The 23,771-nt window shown below is 64.3% G+C and carries 24 protein-coding genes; 14 read left to right on the top strand and 10 right to left on the bottom strand.

Features of this window, described 5'->3' with window-relative positions:
* Positions 1 to 49: 49 nt before the first annotated feature.
* Complete coding sequence (locus CK222_RS17065) at positions 50 to 262, bottom strand: hypothetical protein (RefSeq protein WP_066996644.1); 213 nt, start codon at positions 260 to 262, stop codon at positions 50 to 52.
* A gap of 23 nt (positions 263 to 285) precedes the next feature.
* Entirely contained in the window at positions 286 to 1,836 is a 1,551-nt protein-coding gene (locus CK222_RS17060) for an acid phosphatase (RefSeq protein ID WP_245433068.1), read from the bottom strand.
* A 143-nt stretch (positions 1,837 to 1,979) separates the two neighbouring features.
* Here CK222_RS17060 and CK222_RS17055 point away from each other — a divergent pair, with 143 nt between their 5' ends.
* Positions 1,980 to 2,534: an HdeD family acid-resistance protein gene (locus CK222_RS17055; RefSeq protein ID WP_095801162.1), complete on the top strand. Its 555-nt coding sequence runs from the start codon at positions 1,980 to 1,982 to the stop codon at positions 2,532 to 2,534.
* Between the two features lie 186 nt (positions 2,535 to 2,720).
* Here CK222_RS17055 and CK222_RS17050 read toward each other — a convergent pair whose 3' ends face one another.
* Together CK222_RS17050 and CK222_RS17045 are read right to left on the bottom strand one after the other, a co-directional pair.
* Positions 2,721 to 3,704: a bifunctional riboflavin kinase/FAD synthetase gene (locus tag CK222_RS17050; protein WP_067325110.1), complete on the bottom strand. Its 984-nt coding sequence runs from the start codon at positions 3,702 to 3,704 to the stop codon at positions 2,721 to 2,723.
* A gap of 47 nt (positions 3,705 to 3,751) precedes the next feature.
* Positions 3,752 to 4,612, bottom strand: a complete 861-nt coding sequence (locus CK222_RS17045; RefSeq protein ID WP_095801161.1) for a TIGR01459 family HAD-type hydrolase — start codon at positions 4,610 to 4,612, stop codon at positions 3,752 to 3,754.
* Positions 4,613 to 4,910: 298 nt separating this feature from the next.
* On the opposite strand from CK222_RS17045, the gene CK222_RS17040 reads away from it, so the two are divergent.
* From CK222_RS17040 to CK222_RS17025, 5 genes are all read left to right on the top strand, one after another.
* Entirely contained in the window at positions 4,911 to 6,872 is a 1,962-nt protein-coding gene (locus CK222_RS17040) for a pilus assembly protein (protein ID WP_095801160.1), read from the top strand.
* A 26-nt stretch (positions 6,873 to 6,898) separates the two neighbouring features.
* The gene (locus CK222_RS17035; protein ID WP_176477673.1) at positions 6,899 to 8,872 is read left to right on the top strand and encodes a pilus assembly protein TadG-related protein; all 1,974 of its coding nucleotides are present in this window, start codon (positions 6,899 to 6,901) and stop codon (positions 8,870 to 8,872) included.
* A gap of 100 nt (positions 8,873 to 8,972) precedes the next feature.
* The gene (locus tag CK222_RS17030; RefSeq protein WP_095801159.1) at positions 8,973 to 9,401 is read left to right on the top strand and encodes a DUF4440 domain-containing protein; all 429 of its coding nucleotides are present in this window, start codon (positions 8,973 to 8,975) and stop codon (positions 9,399 to 9,401) included.
* Positions 9,394 to 9,570, top strand: a complete 177-nt coding sequence (locus CK222_RS32300) for a hypothetical protein (RefSeq protein ID WP_176477660.1) — start codon at positions 9,394 to 9,396, stop codon at positions 9,568 to 9,570. Before CK222_RS17030 ends, CK222_RS32300 begins: the two co-directional genes overlap by 8 nt.
* Positions 9,546 to 10,178, top strand: coding sequence for a LysE family translocator (locus CK222_RS17025; protein WP_095801158.1), 633 nt, complete (start codon positions 9,546 to 9,548; stop codon positions 10,176 to 10,178). The genes CK222_RS32300 and CK222_RS17025 overlap by 25 nt, the downstream gene beginning before the upstream one ends.
* A gap of 25 nt (positions 10,179 to 10,203) precedes the next feature.
* Here the strand turns inward: CK222_RS17025 and CK222_RS17020 are convergent, their stop codons facing one another.
* Both CK222_RS17020 and CK222_RS17015 read right to left on the bottom strand, forming a co-directional pair.
* Positions 10,204 to 11,085: a dienelactone hydrolase family protein gene (locus tag CK222_RS17020; RefSeq protein WP_245433066.1), complete on the bottom strand. Its 882-nt coding sequence runs from the start codon at positions 11,083 to 11,085 to the stop codon at positions 10,204 to 10,206.
* A 55-nt stretch (positions 11,086 to 11,140) separates the two neighbouring features.
* Positions 11,141 to 11,965, bottom strand: a complete 825-nt coding sequence (locus CK222_RS17015; RefSeq protein WP_095801157.1) for a DUF2189 domain-containing protein — start codon at positions 11,963 to 11,965, stop codon at positions 11,141 to 11,143.
* Positions 11,966 to 12,133: 168 nt separating this feature from the next.
* On the opposite strand from CK222_RS17015, the gene CK222_RS17010 reads away from it, so the two are divergent.
* Positions 12,134 to 12,640 carry a CAP domain-containing protein gene (locus CK222_RS17010; RefSeq protein ID WP_095801337.1) on the top strand — a complete coding sequence of 169 codons (507 nt, stop codon included), beginning with the start codon at positions 12,134 to 12,136 and terminating at the stop codon, positions 12,638 to 12,640.
* A gap of 206 nt (positions 12,641 to 12,846) precedes the next feature.
* Here the strand turns inward: CK222_RS17010 and CK222_RS17005 are convergent, their stop codons facing one another.
* The 3 genes from CK222_RS17005 to CK222_RS16995 form a co-directional block, all read right to left on the bottom strand.
* Positions 12,847 to 14,379 carry a DHA2 family efflux MFS transporter permease subunit gene (locus tag CK222_RS17005; RefSeq protein WP_067324872.1) on the bottom strand — a complete coding sequence of 511 codons (1,533 nt, stop codon included), beginning with the start codon at positions 14,377 to 14,379 and terminating at the stop codon, positions 12,847 to 12,849.
* A gap of 296 nt (positions 14,380 to 14,675) precedes the next feature.
* Positions 14,676 to 15,860: an HlyD family secretion protein gene (locus CK222_RS17000; RefSeq protein ID WP_095801156.1), complete on the bottom strand. Its 1,185-nt coding sequence runs from the start codon at positions 15,858 to 15,860 to the stop codon at positions 14,676 to 14,678.
* Entirely contained in the window at positions 15,857 to 16,336 is a 480-nt protein-coding gene (locus tag CK222_RS16995; protein WP_095801336.1) for a MarR family transcriptional regulator, read from the bottom strand. The genes CK222_RS17000 and CK222_RS16995 overlap by 4 nt, the downstream gene beginning before the upstream one ends.
* A 272-nt stretch (positions 16,337 to 16,608) precedes the next feature.
* Between CK222_RS16995 and CK222_RS16990 the strand changes: the two genes are divergently transcribed.
* The 6 genes from CK222_RS16990 to CK222_RS16965 are packed head-to-tail and all read left to right on the top strand — an operon-like array spanning position 16,609 to position 22,416.
* A complete protein-coding gene (locus CK222_RS16990) occupies positions 16,609 to 17,217 on the top strand; it encodes a CDP-alcohol phosphatidyltransferase family protein (protein WP_095801155.1) in 609 nt (202 codons plus the stop codon).
* A gap of 36 nt (positions 17,218 to 17,253) precedes the next feature.
* Entirely contained in the window at positions 17,254 to 19,041 is a 1,788-nt protein-coding gene (locus CK222_RS16985) for a bifunctional alpha/beta hydrolase/class I SAM-dependent methyltransferase (RefSeq protein WP_176477659.1), read from the top strand.
* A 12-nt stretch (positions 19,042 to 19,053) separates the two neighbouring features.
* The gene (locus CK222_RS16980) at positions 19,054 to 20,385 is read left to right on the top strand and encodes a phosphatase PAP2/dual specificity phosphatase family protein (protein ID WP_095801153.1); all 1,332 of its coding nucleotides are present in this window, start codon (positions 19,054 to 19,056) and stop codon (positions 20,383 to 20,385) included.
* The gene (locus tag CK222_RS16975; RefSeq protein ID WP_095801152.1) at positions 20,382 to 20,825 is read left to right on the top strand and encodes a hypothetical protein; all 444 of its coding nucleotides are present in this window, start codon (positions 20,382 to 20,384) and stop codon (positions 20,823 to 20,825) included. The genes CK222_RS16980 and CK222_RS16975 overlap by 4 nt, the downstream gene beginning before the upstream one ends.
* Complete coding sequence (locus CK222_RS16970) at positions 20,822 to 21,481, top strand: lysophospholipid acyltransferase family protein (RefSeq protein WP_095801151.1); 660 nt, start codon at positions 20,822 to 20,824, stop codon at positions 21,479 to 21,481. Before CK222_RS16975 ends, CK222_RS16970 begins: the two co-directional genes overlap by 4 nt.
* On the top strand, positions 21,481 to 22,416 hold the full coding sequence (locus CK222_RS16965) for a phosphatidate cytidylyltransferase (RefSeq protein ID WP_066996678.1): 936 nt from the start codon (positions 21,481 to 21,483) through the stop codon (positions 22,414 to 22,416). The genes CK222_RS16970 and CK222_RS16965 overlap by 1 nt, the downstream gene beginning before the upstream one ends.
* On the opposite strand, the gene CK222_RS31660 is transcribed toward CK222_RS16965, so the two are convergent.
* Positions 22,398 to 22,625 (bottom strand): hypothetical protein, encoded by a 228-nt coding sequence (locus CK222_RS31660; protein WP_127240133.1) that lies wholly within the window; start codon positions 22,623 to 22,625, stop codon positions 22,398 to 22,400. The genes CK222_RS16965 and CK222_RS31660 overlap by 19 nt on opposite strands.
* Positions 22,626 to 22,634: 9 nt before the next feature.
* Here CK222_RS31660 and CK222_RS16960 point away from each other — a divergent pair, with 9 nt between their 5' ends.
* Positions 22,635 to 23,771 (top strand): efflux RND transporter periplasmic adaptor subunit, encoded by a 1,137-nt coding sequence (locus CK222_RS16960; RefSeq protein ID WP_245433064.1) that lies wholly within the window; start codon positions 22,635 to 22,637, stop codon positions 23,769 to 23,771.

The raw sequence follows: 23,771 nt of genomic DNA, 5'->3' as shown, positions 1-23,771 counted from the left end.
CCGTAACAGAGACGGCGCGGACCGCCAGCATGGAGATCGGCCGCCCGGCTCAGCTGCCGCGCGGCGCGTGCGACATGTCCAGCAGCTTGGCCACGGCCTTCGAGCCCTTCCCCGCGACGCGTGCCGATCCGTCGTCACCCACCTCAACGGTGGCGCCGCTGGAGAAGCTAAGCGACCAACCATCACCTTTGGCGTTGCGGCGCCGGTCGGTGAGCTCGATGCCGGCAGCCGTGACCAGCGCGACGATCCGGTCGGCGTCCATGTTGGTCCTCCGAAAACGCGCCCTCAATTCAGGTCAAGCCCGCCGGTAAGATCGCCGAGCGGCGGCTCGCCATGCGCGGCTACGGCCTTGTCGCGAACCACGATGCCGTGCAGGACCGGCAATTCGAAACGCTCGGTGATGAAGCGCAGGATCGACGTCGTGTCATAAGGGGTATGATCGACATAGCCGCGCTTGGCGAAAGGCGAAATGATGATCGCGGGAATGCGCGTGCCCGGTCCCCAGCGGTCGCCCTTGGGCGGTGCGACGTGATCCCAGATGCCGCCGTTCTCATCATAGGTGACGACGACCAGCATGTGCGGCCATTGCGGGCTCTTTTCCAGATGAGCCACGACGTCGGCGATATGGCGGTCGCCGGCCTGGATGTCGGCATAGCCGGAGTGCTCGTTGAGATTGCCCTGCGGCTTATAGAAAGAGACCTGCGGCAGGGCGCCGTCGTCGATGGCCTGGATGAAGCTCGCGCCAGTCAACCCGGCGTCGCGCAGATGTTCGCGCCTGGCCTCGGTGCCCGGAGCGTAATTGGCGTAATAGTTGAACGGCTGATGATGATATTGGAAGTTCGGGATCGGTGTTTTGTTGCCGTGGTCGAGCGTGTACTGCCAGGCTCCGGAATACCACGCCCAGTTTATGTGCTTGAGGCTGAGCATGTCGCCGATGGTCGGTTCCGTCTGCGGCGGCAGCGTGGTGGGCTTGGTAGGATCCGCGAGCAGCCGGTCGCCGCCGGGCGCCGGATCGTTGCCGCTCGGCTGGTATGGCGGCTGCATGGTGTTCACCGCGTAGAAATCCGGCGTCAGGTTGCCGTCGGAGACGAATTTCGGGATCCCGTCGCGCGCCGATTTCGGCGAATTGTCGGCGATCTTCAGCGCTGTGCCGCTAGCGTCCGTCACCGCGATCGACGGCTTGGCCGGGCTGTTGTCGGCATTCGCGTAGTACGGCGCGCAGGCGCAGATCAGCCACTGGTGATTGAAGAAGGAGCCGCCGAAGCCGCCCATGAAGAAATGGTCAGCGAGCACGTATTTTTGCGCAATGGCCCACATATCGGTCTTGGAGGCGTCCCAGTTGCTCATCGGCATGGCGCCTGAATCGGCCCAGGCGACGAACATGTCGTTCTTGCCACCGTTGATCTGCATCTGGTTCTGGTAAAAGCGATGCCACAGATCATGCGTCACGACGCTGAGCGGCACGTTGAACCCTTTTGGGTCGTTCACCGTGAACGGTTCGTTCGGAAGGTGCTCGGTCATTGCCTGCGTCACCGGCGGCGTGACGCCCTTGGCGGTCAGCCCGTCCCAGACCGGCGGCAGTTCTGACAGGACCGAGCCGTCACGGTCGCGCTGCTGCAAGCTTTCCTTGCTCGCCTTGTCGATGCCCTCGGCACCCGGAAAATGGCCATAGAGATTATCGAAGGCGCGGTTCTCGGCGAAGATGACGACCACCGTCTCTATCTTGGCGATGCCGTCCGGCGGATCGCCGGGCTGCGCCGCGAAGGCGGGAGGCGAAGCGACAGTGGACAGGGCGAGAGCCGAGGAAAACAGGGCGAGCCCATAGGATCGCTTCATCGCCGTACCTCCATTGCGCAAAGTCAAATGACACCAGCTTCGGTGCATCTTGGCAATAGCCACCGCGCTGGACGGGTGATCACATCGGGATTACCTTCCTTCAACCGCAGGATGCGCGGCGAACTCTGCAGGGAGACGAAGCCATGAGCTTGCAAGGCAATACCCTGGAAGACGCGATCGGACGCACGCGCGACAAATGGGGATGGTTCGTGGCGCTCGGCGTGCTGCTGCTGATTTTCGGCGGCATCGCCTTCGGCAATCTCTTCATCGCCACCGTCGCTTCGGTCTATGTCGTCGGCTGGCTGATGCTGATGGGGGGCGTCATCGAGATCATCCATGCGTTCGGCGTCAAGACCTGGGGGCGCTTCTTCTACTGGTTGCTCAGTGGCCTGCTCTATGCCGTCGCCGGCTTTTTCGCCTTCTACAACCCACTGCTCGCCTCGGCGGTGCTGACGTTTCTGCTCGCCGTCGCGCTCATTGCTTCCGGGCTGCTGAGGGCCTGGGTCGCCTGGAACCACCGGCCGCAGCAAGGCTGGGGATGGCTGCTGGCAGCCGCGATCATCACCATCCTGCTTGGCCTGATCATCGCCATGGGCTGGCCGGTCAACAGCCTGTGGGTGCTCGGCATGTTCCTGGCCGTCGACCTGGTCTTCCAAGGCTGGAGCTTCATTGCCACCGGGCTGGCGCTCAAGCGGTAGGTTACTCGACCTTCGCGATCGGCCGAAGCCTGCCCAACATCGTCATCCCAGGCGAAGCAGAAGCTCCGTCGCGAAGACCCTGGGATGACGACATGAGAGGGCGTTTCGCCAATCACCAAGGTTTGCAATCTGCTAGCCGGACGCAAGCGCTTTGACGCTTCTCTTCGCCACCGCGCCTTCCAGACCTCAGAAACAGATGGCGGCGTCCAGCTCCGATAGCGGACGCACACCTGCGAGCAGCGCCCTCGCCTCGGCCTCGTCGCGCTTCATCTGCGCGACCAGCGCATCGAGCCCATCGAATTTGAGCTCGGGGCGCAGATAGCCGAAGAACGACACCTGGCAGATCTCGCCATAGAGATCGCCGGAGAAATCGAAGACATAGGTTTCGAGCAGCGGCACGCCATTATCGTCGACGGTCGGCCGGCGGCCGAAGCTGGCGACGCCGTCATGGAGCGTGCCATCGGCGCGGCGCAAGCGGACGGCGTAAATGCCTTCCTTCAGAGTGGCTTCCGGCGAAAGCTTCATATTGGCGGTCGGAAAGCCAAGCGTGCGGCCGAGCTGCTGGCCGGCGATCACCTCGCTCTCGACGGTGAAGCGATAGCCGAGCAGGCCGGCTGCTTCCCCGACCTTGCCTTCGCAAAGCAGGGCGCGGATGCGGCTGGACGAGACGACCTCGGCACCTTCGTCGCGGAAAGCGTCGACCAGCGTGACGCCGAAGCCGTGGCGTTCGCCGGCCGCCATCAGGAAAGCCGGGCCGCCCTGGCGGTCCTTGCCGAAGTGGAAGTCGAAACCGGTGACGGCATGGCTGACGCCCAGCCTGATTTCCAGCACATCGGTCACGAATGCCTCGGCCGAGAGCGAGGCGAAGTCGCGCGTGAACGGCTGCTCGACGAGGGCGGCAAAGCCGAGCCTGGCCAGGAGCCGCGCCTTCATCGGCGGCGGCGTCAGCACGAAGAGCGGCACGTCCGGCCTGAACACCTTGCGCGGGTGCGGCTCGAAGGTGAGCACCAGGGCCGGCACGCGGCGGCGGCCGGCTTCGGCCAGCGCCCGTTCCAGCACCGACAGATGGCCGCGGTGGACGCCGTCGAAATTGCCGATCGCCACGACGCCGCCGCGCAGATGCCCGGGCAACGGCGTGACCGCCGAAATGCGTTCGAAATCGTGCGTCATGTCGACCTGCGTGATGTCGGGGCGCCCGTCATGGTCCGGCTTCCCGCCTATTGCAGCCGCGGGATGACGGCGACCGGGCGATAACCGTGCGTCGTGAGGAATCCCGCCAGCCTTTCGGGATCCGGCCGCAGCGGGTCGCCATAGTCGCGCGCATGAATCCCGCCCGAGACATAGAGCACGTCGAACCCGTTGTCGGCGGCACCCTTGACGTCGGTCATCATGCCATCGCCGATGGCGAGAACCTGTTTGCGCTCGGCCGCGTGGCCGAGCAGCCCGGCGACCTCCTTCATGGCGAGGTTGTAGATCGGCGCGAAAGGCTTGCCGGCGATCAGCGTGCGGCCGCCAAGCTGCGCGTAGTCGCGCGCCAGCGCGCCGGCACACCAGATGGTGCGCTCGCCGCGCTCGACCAGGATGTCGGGGTTGGCGCAGATGAAGGGCAGGTTGCGGGCACGCAGCCGCTGCAGCAGTTCCGCGTATTCGGCGGGCTTCTCCACCTCGTCGTCATAGAACCCGGTGCAGACGACGCCGGAGGCTTCGAATTCCTCCACGAGTTCGACGTCCAAGCCGTCATAGAGGGTGAAGTCGCGCTCGGGCCCGATGTGGAAGATCTTCCTCGGACCCTCGGCGATCAAGTCGCGCGTGACGTCGCCCGAGGTGACGACACGGTCGTAGGCTTCAGCCGGAACGCCGATCGCATGCATCTGCGCAACGACGTCGGCGCTGCGCCGCGGCGAATTGGTGATCAGCACCACCGGCACTTTTGCCGCGCGCGCCCGGGCAAGCGCCTCCGCGGCGACGGGGAAGTGCCATTCGCCATTGTGCACCACGCCCCACACGTCGCACAGGATGGCCGCGTAGTTTTCCGTCAGATCGGTGAGCGAAGCGATGATGTTTGGCGAGTCCGCCATGCCGTTATCCTGAGACTGGTCTAGGCAAAGCCGCGACAGCCATCCTTTTGGTTCGGAGGCCGCCACGGCCGGTCCCGCATAACCGAAGCGCTCCATCCTGTCACCAGCTTTCGCCATCGCCGCCGGGACGAGCCGCGACCACGCCCGTTCGGAAGCGCAGGGTTAACACGCCGTCAAAATGGCGGTGCGTGCTTGAACGTTTCGGGCAAGCTGAAATTTAAGGATCTATGACCATGGTAGCACCGAACTAGGACCATGGTCGTATACCGGTATGGGTCTTTTGCGGGGGCTGAGCGCAATGATCGGCAGATTTATAGGCGACAAGCGGGGCAACTACGCCCTGTTGACAGTCATCACGATGGTGCCGCTGATGGGTGCCGTGGCACTGGCCGTCGATTTTACGGAAATGGTTAGAGAGAAGCAGGAGACGCTCAACGCCCTAGATGCTGCTGGGGTCGCGACAGCGCAACAGATCGTCAGCGGAGCGAGCGACGCGGACGCGAAGGCCTACGCCAAGCAGTTCTTCGAGGCCAATCTCAGGCACGTGCTTCCGGCCAACACGACGCTGACCGTCACGCTGCCCAACAACAATGCCGGCGGCGGCACCCTGGTCCTGGAGGCGTCCCTCAAATATCACCCCTATTTCCTGCCGGCGGCGGCGATGCTGCTCGGCGGGACTGCGGGCGACCACGTAGTCAATGTTTCGGCGAGGTCGGAAATCCGACTTAAGAACACGCTGGAAGTGGCGCTCGTGCTGGATAATTCCGGATCGATGTCGACCCTGGGCTCGGGAACCGGGCAGAAGCGTATTGACCTGCTAAAAGCCGCCGCCAAGCAGTTGGTCGACACGCTGGCGCTGCAGGCCCAGCAGATGAAGCAGATCTCCAAGCCAGTGCAGTTCTCGCTGGTTCCGTTCTCTGCCTCGGTCAATGTCGGGCCGACGCATGACGGCGACAGCTGGATGGATCAAGATGGTATCTCCCCGGTCCAGCACGAGAATTTCGACTGGACGACGATGAGCGCCGCCAACGATCCGAACAAGTACGCCGAGAAGGTCAATGGCGCCTGGTACAAACGCGGTGACGGTTGGGGCGATACCAAGGGTGAGCCCCTGACCCGCTTCAGCCTTTATGCCGACATGACCGTGGAATCGGGTCGCGAAGAGGTGCCGAACTCAAAGCAGTACATCTGCGACGCGTACAACAAAAAGGGCAAATGCACCGACGGACATTGGACTGACCCGCAATATGTCTACACTACCAGCCGCTATGCGAGTTGGCAGGGGTGCGTCGAAGCGAGGCCTTATCCCTACAACGACGACGACACGACGCCGACCACGTCCAATCCTGCGACGCTCTTTGTGCCCATGTTCGCTCCGGACGAGCCCGGCACGCTGTGGCGCGACTTCAACCGCGACGGCGCGAATGATGTCAACAGCTTGAGCTACGGCTACGAGAACAATTGGTGGGCAGACTGGCCTTATTCATTAAACCCAACCGCGGTTCAGCGGCAATCGGACATGCGGAAGTACTTTCTGGTGAAGCCTTACGGTTCGACTTCGGCCGGTGCCGGTGACGGCCCGAACGCAGCCTGCACCACCAGTCCAATCACGCCCCTCAAGGACGTCACGGTGAGTGCGCAGAAGCAGCAACTGACTGACGCCATCAATGCTATGGCGCCAACTGGCAATACGAACGTACCCGAGGGGCTCGCCTGGGGCTGGCGGACAGTCTCAAGCAACGAACCCTTCACCGAAGGTCGGCCAAACAACGAAAAGGGCAACGACAAGGTCGTAATCGTGCTGACCGACGGCGCCAATACCTACAGCGCGATCAGCGACGCCAATTACGCCAACAACCGTTCCACCTATGCGGCCTATGGCTATACAGGCAAAGTCAATTCCGCACTGGCAAGCGTCACGCGCCTGTTCATGAATACGAGCACCGCGGTGCCTAAGACCACCTATACGGACGGCAACTACACCGCCGCGCTTGACGAACAGATGCAGACGCTATGCGCCAATGCCAAGGCGGCCGGGATCATGGTGATGACGGTCTCGCTCGATTTGGTTGACACCAAGGCGGACGAGAAGAAGGCCATGGCTGCGCTAAAGGCTTGCGCTTCCGACTCCCGCTTCCGCAGAGACCCTGCCGACCCGAGCAAGCCGGCGAAGCTATTCTGGAACTCGACCGGCGCCACGCTTTCTGACGACTTCAAGGCGATCGGCAACGAATTGTCGAACCTGCGCATCGTCAGTTGATCCGAAAGAGCAACCGCTTGCTGAAGATGCGCGAATTCTGGCTTCGCTTTTGCCGCGACCGGCGCGGCAACTATGCCCTGATGACGGCGATCGCCATGGTGCCGCTGATGGGCGCCCTCGCAATCGCGGTCGACTTCACCGAACTCAACCGTCAGAAACAGATGGTGCTCAACGCGCTCGATGCGGCGAATTTTGCCGCCGCAAGGCGGTTGGCGGAAGGCGCCACCGACGACCAAATCAAGGGATATGCCGTCGACTTCTTCAACGCCAACCTCAACACCATCGACCCCGCGGACGTAGCGCTCAACATCACCCTACCCACCAGCCAGGCCGGCGGCGGCTTGCTGACAATGAGCGCCACTCTTACCTACCATCCCTATTTCTATCCGGCTTCGGCAATGCTCGTCGGCGTCGACGAAGTCGACGCGAAAAAGCCCGTTGAGATCGAGATGAAGTCACAGGTGCGCTTGAAGAACACACTGGAAGTGGCGATGGTGCTCGACAATTCGGGCTCGATGTCGACGAAAGGATCCGGCACGGGGCAGAAGCGCATCGATCTGCTCAAACAGGCCGCCAAGCAGTTGGTCGACACACTTGCGCAGCAGGCGGCGCAGATCAAGCAGATCGACAAGCCGGTCCAGTTCAGCCTGGTGCCCTTCGCGGCTTCGGTCAATGTCGGGCCCGATAACGACAACGCCTCCTGGATGGATGTCTACGGGCTGTCGCCGGTCGCCAACGAGAATTTCGACTGGTCGACGCTCAACGCCGCCGACAAGCACGCCCAGAAGATCAACGGCATCTGGTACAAGAACGGCACCGGCTGGGGGACCGAGGTAGGCCAGGCACTGACCCGCTTTTCGCTCTATCGCGACATGAAGGTGGTCACCAGCCACGAGCGCATCGTCGGCAGCAAGCGCGTCGTCTGCGACGAATACCGGTCCAACAACACCTGCAAGCGAAGCCACAACGAATACGACTACAACGACACCTACGGCCCGTTCGCGAGCTGGCAGGGCTGCGTCGAAGTGCGTCCCTACCCTTACAATGTCGACGATACGCCTGCGTCCGGCGGGCCGAACAACACCGGCATCGGGGTCGGCGACCCGGCGACCATGTTCGTGCCGATGTTCGCGCCCGACGAACCCGGCAACCACTGGAAGGTGACGCAGGATCCCGACGAGCCGAACCCCGCGACCTACGGCGCCGCCAACAGCTGGTGGAACGACGATCCGTCGAGCACCACCGGCAAGACGCGCCAATCCAACATGGCCAAATATTTCATGCCGCGGCCGATCAATGCGCCGGTGCTGGCAACGGGCGCCGGTCCCAACTATAGCTGCACCACGACGCCGGTCACGCCGCTCACCGACGTCACCACTGCGGACGGGCTGGCGGCCATCAAGGCGGCTGTCGACCTGATGCAGCCCAACGGCAACACCAACGTGCCGGAAGGCATGGCCTGGGGCTGGCGCACCGTTTCCAGCGGGGCGCCGTTCACCGAAGGGCGGCCGGAGACCGAACGCGGCAACGACAAGGTCGTCATCGTGCTTACCGACGGCGAGAACACCTATTCGACGGTGAACTCCGATCCGGCCGGCAACAAATCGACCTATGCCGCCTACGGCTATACCGGCGTCGGCTACAAAGGCACCTCGGTCACCCGCCTGTTCGGCGGCACCTCCAGCGACATCGGCCAGTTCAACTATTCCTCGGGCAACTACACCAACGCGCTCAACGAGCAGATGGCCAAGCTCTGCGACCACGCCAAGGCGGCCAACATCATGGTGATGACGGTTGCGCTCGACATGTCCGCGACCGACGCCGGCGACAAGCAGGCGATGGACGCCCTGAAGACCTGCTCATCCGACTCCCGCTTCCGCAAGGATCCCGCCGACCCCAGCAAGCCCGCCAAGCTTTTCTGGAATGCAACCGGCGCGACGCTGTCCGACAATTTCAAGGAGATTGCGAACGAGCTATCGAATTTGCGCGTGGTGGGGTAAGGGATATAAACTGACGCCGGCGCGCCAAGAAGCGAAAAGGCAGGATCAGGGGCTTGATTTCAGATAGTATTCTCTTTCCCCTTTATCGGAGGATGCTGAGATGCTGTCAGACCTCGCGAAACTCATCGAGCAGGATCATTTAGCCCTGGATGCCTTCGTCAAGGGCAATCCCGAACCATTGAAAAGTCTCTTCTCACAACGGGATGACGTCGTCATCGCCAATCCATTCGGCCCGCCGGCAAAAGGATGGAAAAAGGCTGCCGAAACGATGGACCGGGCCGCTACCAACTACCGAGACGGAGAGGTTATCGGCTTTGACCGTGTTTCCGAGTACGCAACGACCGACTTGGGTTACATCATCGAGATCGAGCGGGTCCGATCCAAGGTCGGCGGCAGCGACAAGCTTGTTCCGATCGCACTTCGAACCACCACTATATTTCGGCGGGAGAAAGGCGCGTGGAAGATCGTCCTTCGTCATGCCGATCCTATTACCTCGCCTCGTCCGGCAGCCTCGATCGTCGGTGAGTAGAAAGGCTACCAAAGCCTGCGGCGCTGCCCGCCCTGGCGCAACGAACGGCGCCGGCAAGTCCCTTGCGCTGGTGCGCGGCACAAGGCACATGTCCGTCCCCGCCGGCATCGGACCTTCCCTGCCGCAGGTGCTGGAGATCGAGCGATGCCTGACGCCGCCAACCATCTGACCTTCGCGCTGATCTGCCTCGGCATGGTGCTCACACCCGGCCCGAACATGATCTATCTGATCTCGCGCTCGCTGTCGCAAGGGCCGAGGGCCGGGCTGATCTCGCTGGGCGGCGTGGCGCTGGGCTTCCTGTTCTATGTGGTGTCCGCGGCCTTTGGCATCACCGCGCTCATCTTCGCCGTGCCTTATGCCTATGACGCGCTGCGCTTTGCCGGCGCGCTTTATTTGCTGTGGCTCGCCTGGCAGGCGCTAAGGCCCGGCGGCCGCTCGCCATTCCAGGTGCGCGAGCTGCCGAAGGACAGGCCGCGCAAGCTGTTCGTCATGGGGCTGATGACCAACCTGCTCAATCCGAAGGTGGCGGTGCTCTATCTGTCGCTCTTGCCGCAGTTCATCAACCCGGCCAAGGGCCATGTGCTGTCGCAGCTTCTGGTGCTCGGCGTGACGCAGATCTCGATCAGCCTGACCGTCAACGCCATGATCGCGGTGACGGCTGGCTCGATCGCCACCTTCCTCGCCGGACGGCCGTTCTGGCTGGTCGTCCAGCGCTGGATGATGGGCACCGTGCTGACGGCGCTGGCTTTGAAGATGGCGACCGAGGCGCAGCGCTGAGATCGGATGATCAGGGCTATGGCTGTTATCCGCTGAAGGCCTGCTTCAAAAACGTGTGGACGTCGCTTGCCGATTTTTCGGCCGCAGCTGCGTTGTACTCCACCCGGTGGCCATACTGCTCGGTGCCCGTCTTGAATGACGGGGAGGCAAAGGCGTGGCGAGCGCCCTTGAAGACATCAAGCTGCACGGCGCTGCCCTTGCCGCTGCGCTGCGCCATCATTTCCCGGCAATTTTTGGCGGGGGTCCAATCGTCGAGCTCGCCGATCAGGATCAATGTCGGGACCGCCACGTCGCCATTCGTAGCCGAACAATTCGGATAGTAAGCGACAGCCGCCTTGAACTTGCGATCCATCAGCCGCTCGGCGCCGCCAAGTTGCACGGCCGCGAGCGTTGCGATCCCACCGGCGGAGAACCCCATCAACGCTGTGCGCTGCGGGTCGACGAAACTCAATTTCGACAGGAACTCCAAAGCGCCGTAGGCGTCATAAACGCGATCAGCAAACAGGCTGCCATCGGCGAGCAGGCCGTGATCACACGTCTCGCGAATACCGCGCGTGCTGAAGCTGTCGACAACGAGTACGACGTAACCCCAGGAAGACAATCGCTGCGACCAGGTTTTCTCTACAGTTGGGAATAGGCCCGAACATCCATGGAGAACGACGACCGCCGGGAACGGCCCCTCACCCGGCGGTCGCGTCAGATACCCATTCAATGGCGTGCCAGGAATGGCCTGGAGCGCTCGCCCGTTTTGTTGCGCAATGCGCTGCTGAAACGGCGTCGGCTTCACGGCCGCGCTTTCAAAGTGCGCCAACTCGTCAGCGTTGGCACGCGTAGTATCAATGCAGCCGACAGCCCAAAGCCCGGCCACGAAAGCCGCCATCTTGAGCGACCTCAAGAACATCTTCATGAAACAGGCTCGGTAAACCGCTTCGGGCCGTCTGCTTTGTTCGAGCCGGCGCGGCCTACATCGGCCGGCGGATGGGCCGGATATCCTGCGGCTCCACCACCTTGCGATAGAGATGCCAAGTCGCGTGGCCGAGGACCGGCATGACGACGGCAAGGCCGGCAAACAGCGGGATCGAGCCGATCACCAGCAGCACCGCAACCGTCAGGCCCCAGAGCGCCATCTGCAGCGGGTTGACTATTACGGCGCGCGCCGAGGTCTCGATCGCCGAGACGGCGCCGACGTCGCGGTCGAGCAGCAGCGGGAAGGCAATCACGGTCGTGGCGAGCACCACGATCGCGAAGACGAGGCCGGCAGCGTTGCCGAGCAGGATCAGCGTCCAGCCCTTGCCGGTCGTCAGCACGTCGCGCAGGAAAGTTCCGACGGAGGCCGGCGGCTCGGCGCCGAACAGGCTGGTGTAGATCGACTGCGCGGTGAACAGCCACAGAAGGAACAGCGCGAAAAGCAGGACGCCGATCGCCGCGATCGAGGGCAGCGCCGGCGAACGGCGCACGTCGAGCGCATGGTGCCAGCGGCTGCTCATGCCGAGCTCGCGCCGGCGGCTGATCTCGTAGAGGCCGATGGCCGCGAAGGGACCGATCAAGGCAAAGCCCGACATCAGCGGATAGACGAGCTGGATTGCACTCGAGCCGGAGGTCCACCGCGTCAGGATCAGGCCGACGACCGGATAGATCAGGCACAGGAACACGTAGTGCGAGGGCTTGGCCCAGAAATCCTCGGCGCCGAGCCTTAGCGCGTCCCATAGATCCGACGTGGTGATGTGGCGCACCGTGGGCTGCACATGCAGCCCTTGCGCGTCCGCCATGACATGAAAACCAGCCATAACCGTCCTCCGTATCGCTCGGGGGGCGGTCACCGCCTGGGTGGCCCGCCCGTGGCTGCCACTTCTAGAACGCCAGGATGATAACCGATCTCCCGGAGGATGTCGCCGCATAACGCGATTTTCATCGGCTGCCCGGCAAAAGCCACGATCGCCGGTATCAGAGGCCGGATGACCAGCCTGACCACCGATTCCCCCAATCTCGGCAGACGCACATTGCTCAAGACCGTCGGCCTTGCGGCGCTTGCCGGCATTGCCGCCTGCACAAGCGTCCCGCTGCCGACCGGCGAAGGCGCCGGCGTGTCGTCTTCCGCCACAGGAACGTTGAGCACAATCCGCACATCGGCCGGACTGCCGGCGCTCATCCCGGACGCGCAGCTCGAGCAGGCGGCGCTGCAGCAGGCCGGCTACATGGCGTCGCGCGCCCGTATGAGCCACACCACGGGCTGGGGCAAGGATTTCGCCTCACGCATGAAGGGCAATGGCGTGCGCGGCGCCGCGGGCGAAAACATCGCCGAGGGACGTTTCGACCTGCAAAAGCTGTTCGACATCTGGATGCATTCGGACGGCCACCGGCGCAACATGCTCGACCCGGACTTCAGCCGCTTCGGGTTGGCTTACGTGCGCGACGGCCGCGATCCCAGCCTGCGCTACTGGGCACTGGTGCTGGGGAGGTAGCGGAGAGAGGGGACAGGAGCGACGAGTAATCTCTCCCCTTGAGGGGGAGATGGCCAGCAGGCAGAGAGGGTCGGTTCGACCGGGCTCGGCTTGCATGTGCAGATGAAGGTTGGCGTTCCATGCGCGGCGACCCCCTCTGTCGCCTTTCGGCGACATCTCCCCCTCAAGGGGGGAGATTACGCATCGCAGAGGCGGCGCGATGAAAATCAGTCCATGTGCGCCGCCGGCGCGCCGCCGGCCGGCGCTGCCTTCGGCTTGCGCAGCAGGATGACGAACGGGACGGCCAGCAGCGTCATCACCATCAGGAGTTTGAAGTCGTTGATGTAGGAGATCATCATCGCCTGGACGTTGACCAGCCTGTCGACTTGCGAAAGCGCCATGGGATCACCGCTCGCCGCCGCGGGCGAGGTTGCCCACAGGTTGGGGTTGTAGGGGTTGATGAACGCCCCGAGCTCGCTGTGGTTGACCTGCGTGTTCTGCACCATCAGCGCCGCAACCACCGAGACGCCGATCGATGAGCCGAGATTGCGCACAAGGCTGAACAGCGAGGTGGCGTCGGTGCGGTAGCGCGCGTCGAGCGTGGCGAAGGCCACCGCCGAGAGCGGCACGAACACCATGCCCATGCCGAGGCCCTGGATGACGCCCGAAGAGATGATCAGCCAGTTGTCCATCTGCGGCGTGAAGCTCGCCATGGTGTAAAGCGACTGCGCGGTGAGCAGGAAGCCGATCGCGACCAGAATACGCGCGTCGATCCTGTGCATGATGCGGCCGACGAACAGCATCGAAATCATCGTGCCGATACCGCGCGGGCCGAGCACGACACCGATGGTGACGGTCGGGTAGCCGAAGATGTTGGCAAGCATCGGCGGCAGCAGCGACATCGAAGCCAGGATCAGCACGCCCATGACGAAGATGAAGCCGAGCCCGGTCACGAAATTGCGGTCGAGGAAGATTTTCGGATCGATGAAGGGACGTTCGGACGTCACCGTGTGGATGATGAACACCCAGAAGCCGGTGATCGACAGCGCAAGCTCGATCCAGATCTCTGTCGAGGAGAACCAGTCGACCTCGCCGCCGCGGTCGAGCATCAGCTGCAGCGCGCCGACGCCGAGCGAGATCATGGCGAAGCCGAAGAAATCGAAGCTGCGCACGCGCTTGGCGACGACAGGCAGGTAGGCGGCCATGCCGATGAAGGCGAGGATGCCGACCGGCAGGTTGATGAAGAACACCCAGCGCCAGTTGAAATTCTCGGTCAGCCAGCCGCCGAGCGTCGGGCCGAGGATCGGCCCCAGCATGATGCCGGCGCCCCAGATGGCCATGGCCTGGCCGTGGCGTTCGCGGGGATTGATATCGAGCAGGAAGGTCTGCGACAGCGGCACGATCGCCGCTCCGAACACACCCTGCAGCAGGCGGAAGAGCACCATCGTCTCGAGGCTCCACGCCATGCCGCAAAGCATGGAGAAGATGGTGAAGCCGACGACGGAGGCCAGGAACAGCTCCTTGCGGCCGAGGCGGTCGGCGAGCCAGCCGGTGACCGGCGTCATGATGGCGGCGGCGACGATATAGGAGGTCAGCACCCAGTTGATGTTGTCGGGCGAGGCACCGAGGTCGCCGGTCATGGTCGGCAGCGCGACATTGGCGATCGTGGTGTCGAGCGCCTGCATGACCGTCGCCAGCATCAGCGCGACCGTGATCAGCCCGCGGTGCGGTACTTCCTTGAAGGGTTCGGGCGTGCTCATGGTGCTGAACTTCCAGCAGGTAACAAAAACGGGTACATTGGGATTCCGGGCGGCGAGGCCTTCCTTTGAGACCCTCGTCGCGGTGGGACGCGAGGATCGATGTGGGGGTTACATCGACCGGAAGTCTCTGTTGGAGCGGATGCCTGCCGCCCGGAAACCTGAGGACCGACAGGTCGGTGTCGAAAGCTTCAACTTCGATCAAAGCCGCGACGCGGCTCGCCTCAAACGCTTGGCTTTCCCTCCATCCCTTCAGACCATTCCCTTGCGGAGGCTCATGCCTCGGGCTTCACTTTGCTTTATTGCGCGTGCTCGCCGGCCGTGGCGTGACCAAAGATCGACGGCAATCCGCGCGCGACGCCGGTATCGACGGTGACCGTCGCGCTCATGCCGGTCCGCAGCGCCATCTTGGCGTCGGGGTCGGTCAGTTCCAGGCGCACGGGAATGCGCTGGGTGACCTTGACCCAGTTGCCGGTGGCGTTCTGGGCGGGCAGCAGCGAGAACTCGGCGCCGGTGCCGGCGCCGATCGCCTTGACGGTCGCCTCGAAGGTCCGGCCCGGATAGGTGTCGACCACGATCTCGGCCTTCTGGCCCGGCTTCATATTGGTGAGCTGCGTCTCCTTGAAGTTGGCGTCGATCCAGGTGTCGTCGGTCTCGACCAGCGCGAACAGCGGCGTGCCCACGGAGACATACTGGCCGATCTTGAAGGACGAGGCCTGATAGACGATGCCGTCCGACGGCGCCTTCACCGTGGTCTGCGAGAGGTTGTAGGCGGCCTTGTCGCGCGCGGCGAGCCCCGACATCACGCTTGGATGCTTGTCGGTCTCGATGTCGGGGTTGCCGCCAAGCGCGGCCTTGGCGCTGATGATGCCCTGATCGGCGACCGCGAGCTGCTGCTTGGCCTTGTCGAGGTCGTTGCGGGCCTCGTCCAGCGACGACTTGGCATTGATGCCCTTCTCAGCGAGATCGGCGGCGCGGTCATATTGCGACTGCGCATAGTCGACCTCGCTCTTGGCCGACTTCTGCTGCGCCATCGCCTGGCTATAGGCGGCGCGCAGCTGCTCGACATTGAGCCGCGCGGCGGCAACAGCCGCGTCGGCCTGGGCCAGCGCGATCTTGTAAGGCTCGGGGTCGATGACGAAGAGAAGGTCGCCCGCCTTGACCGTCTGGTTGTCGGCAATGCCGACCTGGACGATGCGGCCGGCCGTATCCGAGGCAATCGAAATCCGGGCCTGCTGCAGGTTGGCGTTCTCGGTCTCCTGGTAGCGACCGCCGGTGACCCAGACATAGGCGCCGCCGGCGAGCAGCGCCAGCGGCAGGGCGACCATCAAAAGGAAGCGGCCGGTGCGGCGCTTCTTCCTCGGTGCTGCCGGTGCGGGCTGCGGCTCCGCTGCCGCGGAGACTGGCGCAGCCTCCGGCTTCGCCGGCGCCTCGATCTCGAGCTTGGTGACGTTGTCGTCTGCTTTCTTGGCTGCCGCGTTCATGCTGCCCGCCCTTCCGTATTCTTGATCTTTTCGAGCGACGACGTCTCGCCGTCGGTCAAATTCTGCACGATGGTGTCGAGCACCCGGATCAGGATGCGACGGTCCTCCAGCGATACGCCGGTGAGCGATTCCTCATAGACCTCGCCGGCGAGGCTTTTGACATCGGCGTAGGCCGCGTTGGCCTTTTCGGTCGGGAAGATCATGCGCACACGCCGGTCGGCCGCATCGGCGCGACGCTCGATCCAGCCGCCCTCCTCCATCCGGTCGACGAGGCGCGAGACGCTGATCGGCTCGATCTCGAGCAGTTCGGCGAGCCGCGCCTGCGCGACACCGGCCTCCTTGGCGACGCGGACGAGAAGCCGCCATTGCGCGGAGGAAAGGCCCAACCCGCTGGCGCGCGCCTCGAAGCGCTTGCGCATGAGGCGCTGCACGTCGTGGATCAAAAATCCCAATCTGTCGATGCCATCTGAAACCATGAGCGGCATATATAATAAGCGTGCTTACTATTCAAGTGGCTGCGTTGTTCCAGAAGCCGGCAACCGCATGCGGCCATGCCAGGGCTGCATGGTCGAAGCTCGCCACGGCGGGCATGAGAGCGCCACAGAGCGCCGGCTCCGGCGTCGTCTTCAGGCAATGGGTGCATGGCATGGTGCCAACTGTCTGGGATTCACAGTGTTTTAGCAGCTGTGCTGGTGCCGTTCGGCATGTTTGTGATACATCTGACGGCGAGGATCGGGGGATCATCGCAATGCCGACGCTCTATGCGCTGAAGCCGGCTTTCCAGGACAGGCTGCGGCCGCTGGTCAACAGGCTGGCGGCGATGGGTGTGACGGCCAACGGCATAACGATCGCGGCTGCTCTGCTGTCCATCGCGGCTGGATCGGCGATCGCGATCCTCCCCGATTGGAGCCCGCTGCTCTTCCTCATCCCCCTTGTGCTTTTCCTTCGCATGGCGCTCAACGCGATTGACGGCATGCTGGCGCGGGAACATGGCCAGGCCTCGACGCTCGGCATGTACCTCAACGAGATCTGCGATGTCGTCTCCGACCTTGCGCTGATCCTGCCGTTTGCCGCCCTTCCCCAATTCGGCGCCTGGGGTGTCGTCGCCTTTGCCATTGCCGCGGCGCTCACCGAGTTCGCCGGCGTGCTCGGCATCGCCGCCGGGATCGGGCGAAACTATGCCGGGCCGTTCGGCAAGAGCGACAGGGCGCTGGCGCTCGGCGTGGTCGCCGTGCTCGCCGCCGCCGGGCTCTGGCCTGAGGCAATCGCGCCGTTTGTGTTTCCGGCCATGGCTACGCTTTCGCTGCTGACCGCCATAAACCGGATACGCGCCGGTCTTATTGGCAGCACCGGCTGAGCACCGAGACTCGCCATGCCGTCCGGGGGAACCACCATGCTTCACGAACAGGTCGCCAGCGCGCCGGCGCAAAGCCTTGCGCGGCAGGCGCAGGAACGCACCTTCCGCAGCCATGACGGCACGCAGATCTTTTACCGCTACTGGCCGGCGATGCAGGCCACGGCCAAGGGCGCGGTCGTGCTCTTCCATCGCGGACACGAGCATGGCGGCCGCATGGCGCATCTCGTCGACGAACTCAGCCTGCCCGACTACGCCTTCTATGCCTGGGATGCGCGCGGCAACGGCCGCTCCGCCGGCGAGCGCGGCTACGCTCCGTCTTTCGCCGCGCTGGTGCGCGATATCGACTGTTTCATTCGCGAGATCGCCGCCAGGGACGGCTTTGCCGCGCAGGACATCGCGTTGATCGCGCAGTCCTTCGGCGCGGTGCTGGCGGCCGCGTGGGTGCACGACTATGCGCCCAAGCTGCGCGCCATGGTGCTCGCCTCGCCCGCCTTCTCGGTGAAACTCTATGTCCCTTTCGCCAAGGAAGGCATCGCGCTGTGGCAGAAGATCAAGGGGCGCTTCTTCGTCAATTCCTACGTCAAGGCGAACCTTCTCACTCATGACCCTGTGCGCATTGCTTCCTTCGAAAACGACAAGCTGATCACAAGGCCGATCGCCTCGAACATCCTGGTCGAGCTCTATCAGCACGCGGCGCGCATCGTTGCCGATGCGCGCGCCATCACCGTGCCGACGCAGCTTCTTCTGTCGGGCAGCGACTGGGTGGTGCGGCACGCGCCGCAGCACGAGTTCTTCGTCAATCTCGGCAGCCGCGCGAAGGAGCGCCACGTGCTGCCGGGCTTCTTCCACGATACGCTGGGCGAGCGCGACCGCGCCAAGGCGCTCGACCTGATCCGGCCGTTCCTCGAAGCGCAGTTCGCGGCACCCGCGGAAGCTGTAGACCTGAAGCAGGCGGACATCGCCGGCTACACGCGCGACGAGGCCGACCGCCTCGCCTCGCCGCTCGATCTGCTTTCGCCCAGGGGCCTCTACTGGGCGACGAGCCGCGCCTTCATCCGCATCGGCAGTTGGTTCTCGCAAGGCATGAAGGTCGGCGTTACCACCGGCTTCGATTCCGGTTCGACGCTCGACTATGTCTATGAGAACGAGCCGCGCGGCCTGGGGCCGATCGGCCGCATGGTCGACCGGACCTTCCTCGACGCCATCGGCTGGCGCGGCATCCGCCAGCGCAAGCTTCACATCAAAGAGCTGATCGGCTCGGCGCTGGCAATGCTGAAGGCCACTGGGCGGCCGACCAACATCGTGGACATTGCATCTGGTCACGGCCGCTACGTCCTCGATGCGATCGACATGAGCCGGGAGCAACCGACCAGCGTTCGGCTGCGCGACTATTCCGACCTCAATGTCGAGCTCGGCCGCAAGCTGATCGCCGAGCGGCAATTGCCGGCCAGCGTGTCGTTCCAGCGCGCCGACGCCTTCGACGGCGATGGGCTCGCCGCGCTCGATCCGGCGCCGGACCTCGCCATCGTCTCCGGCCTTTACGAGCTCTTCTCCGACAATGCGCTGATTGCGCGCTCGCTCGGCGGCCTTGCCCGCGCCATGCAGCCGGGCAGCCTGCTCGTTTACACCAACCAGCCCTGGCACCCGCAGCTCGAAATGATCGCGCGCAGCCTGACCTCGCATCGCGGCGGCCAAGCCTGGGTGATGCGGCGGCGCACGCAAGGCGAGATGGATCAGCTGGTCGAGGCGGCAGGCTTCGAGAAGCTCGACCAGCGCATCGACCAATGGGGCATCTTCACCGTCTCGCTGGCAAGGCGGCTTTAGGACCACCGCCGCATGCCTTCCAGTGCCGAGCCCCCGCCACTTTCACCCAGCGCCGAGCCCTATGGGCGTGTCGTCCTGCGCGCAGCGCTGTGGCTCGCTTTCCTCGCGCCTTTCTTCTATTCGACCTACGGCTTCGCCAATTGGCTCGCCTCGACGCGCGACCATGTCGGTAGCATCGTGTTCTCCTGGGAACACCATGTTCCGTTCGTCGCCTGGACAATCGTGCCCTACTGGTCGATCAACCTGTTCTACGGACTGTCGCTCCTGCTCAACGACAGCCGCCAGGGCGTCGACCGGCTGGCCGGCCGATGCCTCACCGCGCAGATCGTCGCCGTCGCCTGCTTCATCCTGTTTCCGCTGACCGCCACATTCGTGCGGCCGGAAACGAGCGGCCTGCCGGGTTTCCTGTTTGCGGTCCTCGGCGGCTTCGACAAGCCGTTCAACCAGGCGCCGTCGCTGCATATCGCGCTGTTGGTGATCATCTGGGATCATTGGCGCCAGCGCCTCGCCGGTCCTTTGCTGGGGCTCTGGCACGGCTGGTGCTTTCTGATCGGCGCCTCGGTGCTGACCACCTGGCAGCATCATTTCATCGACATCCCGACCGGCGCGCTGCTCGGCTTCTTTGCCCTGTGGCTCTTTCCGGCACGGGGCGAGCTGCCGTTCGCCGGTTTCCGCCCGGCTGCCGACGGCAGGGCATGGCGGCTTGCGCTATGCTACGCGCTGGGCGCCGCTCTGGCGCTAACGGGCGCTGTGGTCGGCGCCTTCTTCTCCGCCCTCGCCTTGTTGCTTCTATGGCCTTCGCTGGCGCTGGCCATCGTCGCCTTGGCCTATGCCGGGGCCGGCGCGAAAGTGTTCCAGAAGGCGGCGGATGGCCGTGTGTCGCTGGCGAGCCGCATCCTGCTTTGGCCTTATCGTCTAGGCGCCAGGGTCAATGTCTGGACCTGGACGCGCAAGCTGCCGCCGGTCGTGCCGGTCAGCGACGGCATCTTCCTTGGGCGGTTCCCGAACGCCGCCGAGGCTGACGGCTTCGGCACGGTGATCGATCTCGCCGCCGAGCTTGAGCGGCCGCGCGACGCGCCGGGCCGCTGGCAAAGCTTCGGCATGCTCGATCTGCTGCCGCCGCCGGCGGACACGCTCGACCAAGCGGTGGCGGCGATCGAGCCGGCGCGCCGGCAAGGCACGGTGCTGGTCTGCTGCGCGCTCGGCTTCCAGCGCAGCGCCACCGTCATCGCCGGATGGCTCGTCGCGACCGGCCGCTCGCAAACGCCGTCCCACGCGCGCAAGCAGCTCGCCGCGTCCGGACGACCAGTGCATCTTCAGATCGGACTGGACGAGCCGGCATGACGGACGAAGCCTATCAGCAGCGGACAGCCGCCTTTGCCGCGATGCTGATCAAGCACGCCGCATGGCCGGCCGCGATCGTGCTCGTCTGCGACGGCTTCGCGCCTTTGGTGGCTTCGGCGCGCGGCGCGCTCCAGGCGCCGATCGCGGTGCTGGCGCTGCTGGTCGCCGCGGTAAGCGCCGTCGTGGTGCTTGGGTTTTCGGCGCTTCTCGCCTTCGACGCGCTGTTGTTCCGGCTGATGGCGAGCCATGACAATGAGCGTTCGGGATGCGCCGCGGTCGACGACGTGCTGGCGCGCATGCGGCTCAAGCCTGTCTCCTCGTCTCCGCGCCCGCTCGACGACCGCATCGCCGGAACGCGCCGCCTGCTTGCCCGGCAGCGCATCGCCTTCGCGATCTTCGTCATCGCGTTCCTGACAGCCGGATTCTGGATGCCGGGATGAACAAGCTGTCGCTCCGGACCTTCACGCTGCTGCAGACGGCGACTTCGGTCGGCCTGTCGGCGCTGGCGCGGGCGGTGACCGGCGTGCGTCCGATCTGGAGCGGCTGCCAGCCATCGGACGGGCAGCGCATCTATTTCGCCAACCACACCAGCCATGGCGACTTCATCCTTTTGTCGGCCTGCCTCAGCGAAAGAGAACGCGCCACCACACATGCGGTCGCCGCCGCCGAATATTGGCGAAAGTCGCGGCTGCGCCGCTTCATTGCCGAGGACATGCTGTCCTCCGTGCTGATCAGCCGGCAATGGACGAGGCCGGACGAGAACCCGATCTCCGTGATGCTTTCCGTCCTCGACCGAGGCCATTCGCTGATCATCTTCCCGGAAGGCACGCGCAACATGAGCGACGAGCTGCTGCCGTTCCGCTCCGGGCTCTACAATCTGTCGATGGCGCGGCCGGAAGTGGAGCTGATCCCGTGCTGGATCGAGAACATGTCGCGCGTGTTGCCCAAGGGCCAGTTCCTGCCGGTGCCGCTGCTTTGCCGCGTCGTCTTCGGTGCGCCGGTGGCGGTGGCGCCGGGCGAGGAACGCCGCGCCTTCCTCGAACGCGCCCGGGCCGAACTTCTGGCGCTCAATCCGCGCCCTGATCGAGACGAATGATGCGCCACGAAATCAGCATCCTGATCATCGGCCTTTTCGTGGTGCTGACCACCGCCAGCGCCACCGCCGCCGTGCTGTCGGCGCGCGCGCCGAAGCCGCTCAGCGCGACGCTCACCAACCTCACCCAGCGCATCAATGCCTGGTGGGTGATGGTGGCGCTGATGACAGTCGCCTTCTTCTTCGGCCGCTACGGCATGACCATCCTGTTCGCGCTGATCTCGTTCGCGGCGCTGCGCGAGTTCGTGACCTTGACGCACAGCCGCCGCAGCGACCATTGGGTTCTGCTCGGCATGTTCGGCATCGTCATTCCGTTCCAGTACTGGCTGGTGTGGACGGCCTGGTACGGGCTGTTCGTGATCTTCATCCCGGTCTACTGCTTCCTGCTGATGCCGGCGATCACGGCGCTGCACGGCGATACCGAGCGCTTCCTGGAGCGCGTCTCGGCGCAGCAATGGGCGATCATGATCGCGGTCTATTGCGTAAGCCACGTCCCTGCGCTGCTGACGCTGAACGTGCCCGGCTTCGAGGGCCGCAACCTGCTGCTCGTCGCCTTCCTGATCATCGTCGTGCAGGGCAGCGACGTGCTGCAGTACATCTTCGGCAAGCTGTTCGGAAAGCACCGCTTCTCGCCAAAGGTCTCGCCGTCGAAGACCTGGGAGGGGCTGATCGGCGGGCTCGTCGCCTCGAGCCTGCTCGGCGCGCTGCTCGCCTTCATCACGCCGTTCTCGCCATTGCAGGCCTCGGCCGTCGCCTTCGTCGCCTGCACGATGGGATTCCTCGGCGGGCTGGTCGCTTCCGCAATCAAGCGCGACCAGGGCGTGAAGGATTGGGGGCATCTGATCGAGGGCCATGGCGGCATGCTCGACCGCACCGACAGCCTGGTCTTCGCCGCGCCGATCTTCTTCCACCTGGTGCGCTATTTCTGGACGGTTTGAGCGTCGGCATCGGCGTCTCCCCTGCGCAATTCCAAGGTCGCCTCACCCAAACATCGGAAAATTTTCAGAAACCGTTCGGGATTTCCGGAGCCGGAAGCGCCAAGAAGATCGGGCTGGCGAAAAGACAGGCCGCAAAGCCCGATCTCCCTCTCCAGCCAACTGATTTCCCGGTCGCCGCATCCTCCCAGCGCGGCCGCAACCTTGGTCATGGAGACAACATGATTGCACTTTTTCATAACAGGCCGCTGCGGCGCCGCCTTGTCGCCGGATCGATCGCCGTTCTTGCCTGCGGCGGCGCCATGGTCTGGCACGGCGCCAGAAGCGAGGCCTCGAACGTGAAGCCCGCCGCAGCCGAGACAAAGCTTGTCACGGCCATCGCGGCCGTCCCGATGCTCAGCGCCGATACCCGCATCGCCATCGGCGAGATCCGGCCGAGGCTAGAAAGCGACCTCGGCTTCCGCGTGTCGGGCAAGCTGCTCGAACGTGTCGCCGAGATCGGTTCGACGGTGAAGAAAGGCGAGGTGCTGGCCCGCATCGAAGACCAGGACTATCGCAACCGGCTCGCCAGCGCCGAGGCCGATGTCGCGGCGGCACAGGCCGTGCTTGTCGAAGCAAAAGCTGCGGAGGCCCGGATCGGTGCGCTGCTCGGCAAGGGTTTTACCACCCGAGCCAATTATGACGCGACACTGAAGAATCTGCGTTCGGCGCAGGCCAAGCTCAAGTCGGCGAACATCGCCTTCGAGATGGCCAAGGACCAACTCGGCTATACCGAGCTGCATGCGGAATTCGACGGCATCGTCACCGCCACCGGTGCCGAAGCCGGCCAGTCGGTCAATGTCGGACAGATGGTGGCGCGGGTTGCCGATCCGGAGAGCCGCGACGCCGTGTTCTCGATCGCCGAAGCGGTCTTCGCCAACGCACCCGATACCAAGCACCCGCCAAAAGTGACTGTCTCGCTGCTCAGCAATCCGGCGATCACCGCGGTCGGCAGCATCCGCGAGATCGCGCCTATGGCCGACGCCGCGACCCGCACCTTCCAGGTAAAGGTCTCGATCGAGAATGCGCCCAACGAGATGCGCTTCGGCGCAAGTGTTTCCGGCCGCGCCGAGATGGGCGGCGCGCCGGTCATGGTGCTGCCGGGCAGCGCGCTGTTCGACAAGGACGGCAAGCCGGCCGTGTGGGTCGTGTCCGCCTCGTCGGCGGTGGAGCTCAAGCCGGTCACGGTTGCCCGATACGAGACCGACCGTGTCGTGGTCAGCGGCGGCCTCGCCAAAGGCGATCTGGTCGTCACCGCCGGCGTGAACCGGCTGCGGGAACACGAAAAAGTGCGTATCGTTGAAGGAGAGGAAAAATGA

The organism is Mesorhizobium sp. WSM3866, assembly GCF_002294795.1.
Taxonomy (GTDB): Bacteria; Pseudomonadota; Alphaproteobacteria; order Rhizobiales; family Rhizobiaceae; genus Mesorhizobium.
This window is presented reverse-complemented; position numbering and strand designations above follow the sequence as displayed.

Excerpts from the sequence above, each read along its gene's own strand:
- CK222_RS17060 (WP_245433068.1), bottom strand. The coding sequence starts at position 1,836 with ATGAAGCGATCCTATGGGCTCGCCCTGTTTTCCTCGGCTCTCGCCCTG.
- CK222_RS16990 (WP_095801155.1), top strand. The coding sequence starts at position 16,609 with ATGCCGACGCTCTATGCGCTGAAGCCGGCTTTCCAGGACAGGCTGCGG.
- CK222_RS17020 (WP_245433066.1), bottom strand. The coding sequence starts at position 11,085 with ATGAAGATGTTCTTGAGGTCGCTCAAGATGGCGGCTTTCGTGGCCGGG.
- CK222_RS17045 (WP_095801161.1), bottom strand. The coding sequence starts at position 4,612 with ATGGCGGACTCGCCAAACATCATCGCTTCGCTCACCGATCTGACGGAA.
- CK222_RS16985 (WP_176477659.1), top strand. The coding sequence starts at position 17,254 with ATGCTTCACGAACAGGTCGCCAGCGCGCCGGCGCAAAGCCTTGCGCGG.
- CK222_RS17050 (WP_067325110.1), bottom strand. The coding sequence starts at position 3,704 with ATGACGCACGATTTCGAACGCATTTCGGCGGTCACGCCGTTGCCCGGG.
- CK222_RS17035 (WP_176477673.1), top strand. The coding sequence starts at position 6,899 with ATGCGCGAATTCTGGCTTCGCTTTTGCCGCGACCGGCGCGGCAACTAT.
- CK222_RS17065 (WP_066996644.1), bottom strand. The coding sequence starts at position 262 with ATGGACGCCGACCGGATCGTCGCGCTGGTCACGGCTGCCGGCATCGAG.
- CK222_RS17055 (WP_095801162.1), top strand. The coding sequence starts at position 1,980 with ATGAGCTTGCAAGGCAATACCCTGGAAGACGCGATCGGACGCACGCGC.
- CK222_RS16970 (WP_095801151.1), top strand. The coding sequence starts at position 20,822 with ATGAACAAGCTGTCGCTCCGGACCTTCACGCTGCTGCAGACGGCGACT.
- CK222_RS31660 (WP_127240133.1), bottom strand. The coding sequence starts at position 22,625 with ATGACCAAGGTTGCGGCCGCGCTGGGAGGATGCGGCGACCGGGAAATC.
- CK222_RS17000 (WP_095801156.1), bottom strand. The coding sequence starts at position 15,860 with ATGAACGCGGCAGCCAAGAAAGCAGACGACAACGTCACCAAGCTCGAG.
- CK222_RS16960 (WP_245433064.1), top strand. The coding sequence starts at position 22,635 with ATGATTGCACTTTTTCATAACAGGCCGCTGCGGCGCCGCCTTGTCGCC.
- CK222_RS17010 (WP_095801337.1), top strand. The coding sequence starts at position 12,134 with ATGACCAGCCTGACCACCGATTCCCCCAATCTCGGCAGACGCACATTG.
- CK222_RS17025 (WP_095801158.1), top strand. The coding sequence starts at position 9,546 with ATGCCTGACGCCGCCAACCATCTGACCTTCGCGCTGATCTGCCTCGGC.
- CK222_RS17015 (WP_095801157.1), bottom strand. The coding sequence starts at position 11,965 with ATGGCTGGTTTTCATGTCATGGCGGACGCGCAAGGGCTGCATGTGCAG.
- CK222_RS16995 (WP_095801336.1), bottom strand. The coding sequence starts at position 16,336 with ATGGTTTCAGATGGCATCGACAGATTGGGATTTTTGATCCACGACGTG.
- CK222_RS17005 (WP_067324872.1), bottom strand. The coding sequence starts at position 14,379 with ATGAGCACGCCCGAACCCTTCAAGGAAGTACCGCACCGCGGGCTGATC.
- CK222_RS16975 (WP_095801152.1), top strand. The coding sequence starts at position 20,382 with ATGACGGACGAAGCCTATCAGCAGCGGACAGCCGCCTTTGCCGCGATG.
- CK222_RS16980 (WP_095801153.1), top strand. The coding sequence starts at position 19,054 with ATGCCTTCCAGTGCCGAGCCCCCGCCACTTTCACCCAGCGCCGAGCCC.
- CK222_RS17030 (WP_095801159.1), top strand. The coding sequence starts at position 8,973 with ATGCTGTCAGACCTCGCGAAACTCATCGAGCAGGATCATTTAGCCCTG.
- CK222_RS17040 (WP_095801160.1), top strand. The coding sequence starts at position 4,911 with ATGATCGGCAGATTTATAGGCGACAAGCGGGGCAACTACGCCCTGTTG.
- CK222_RS16965 (WP_066996678.1), top strand. The coding sequence starts at position 21,481 with ATGCGCCACGAAATCAGCATCCTGATCATCGGCCTTTTCGTGGTGCTG.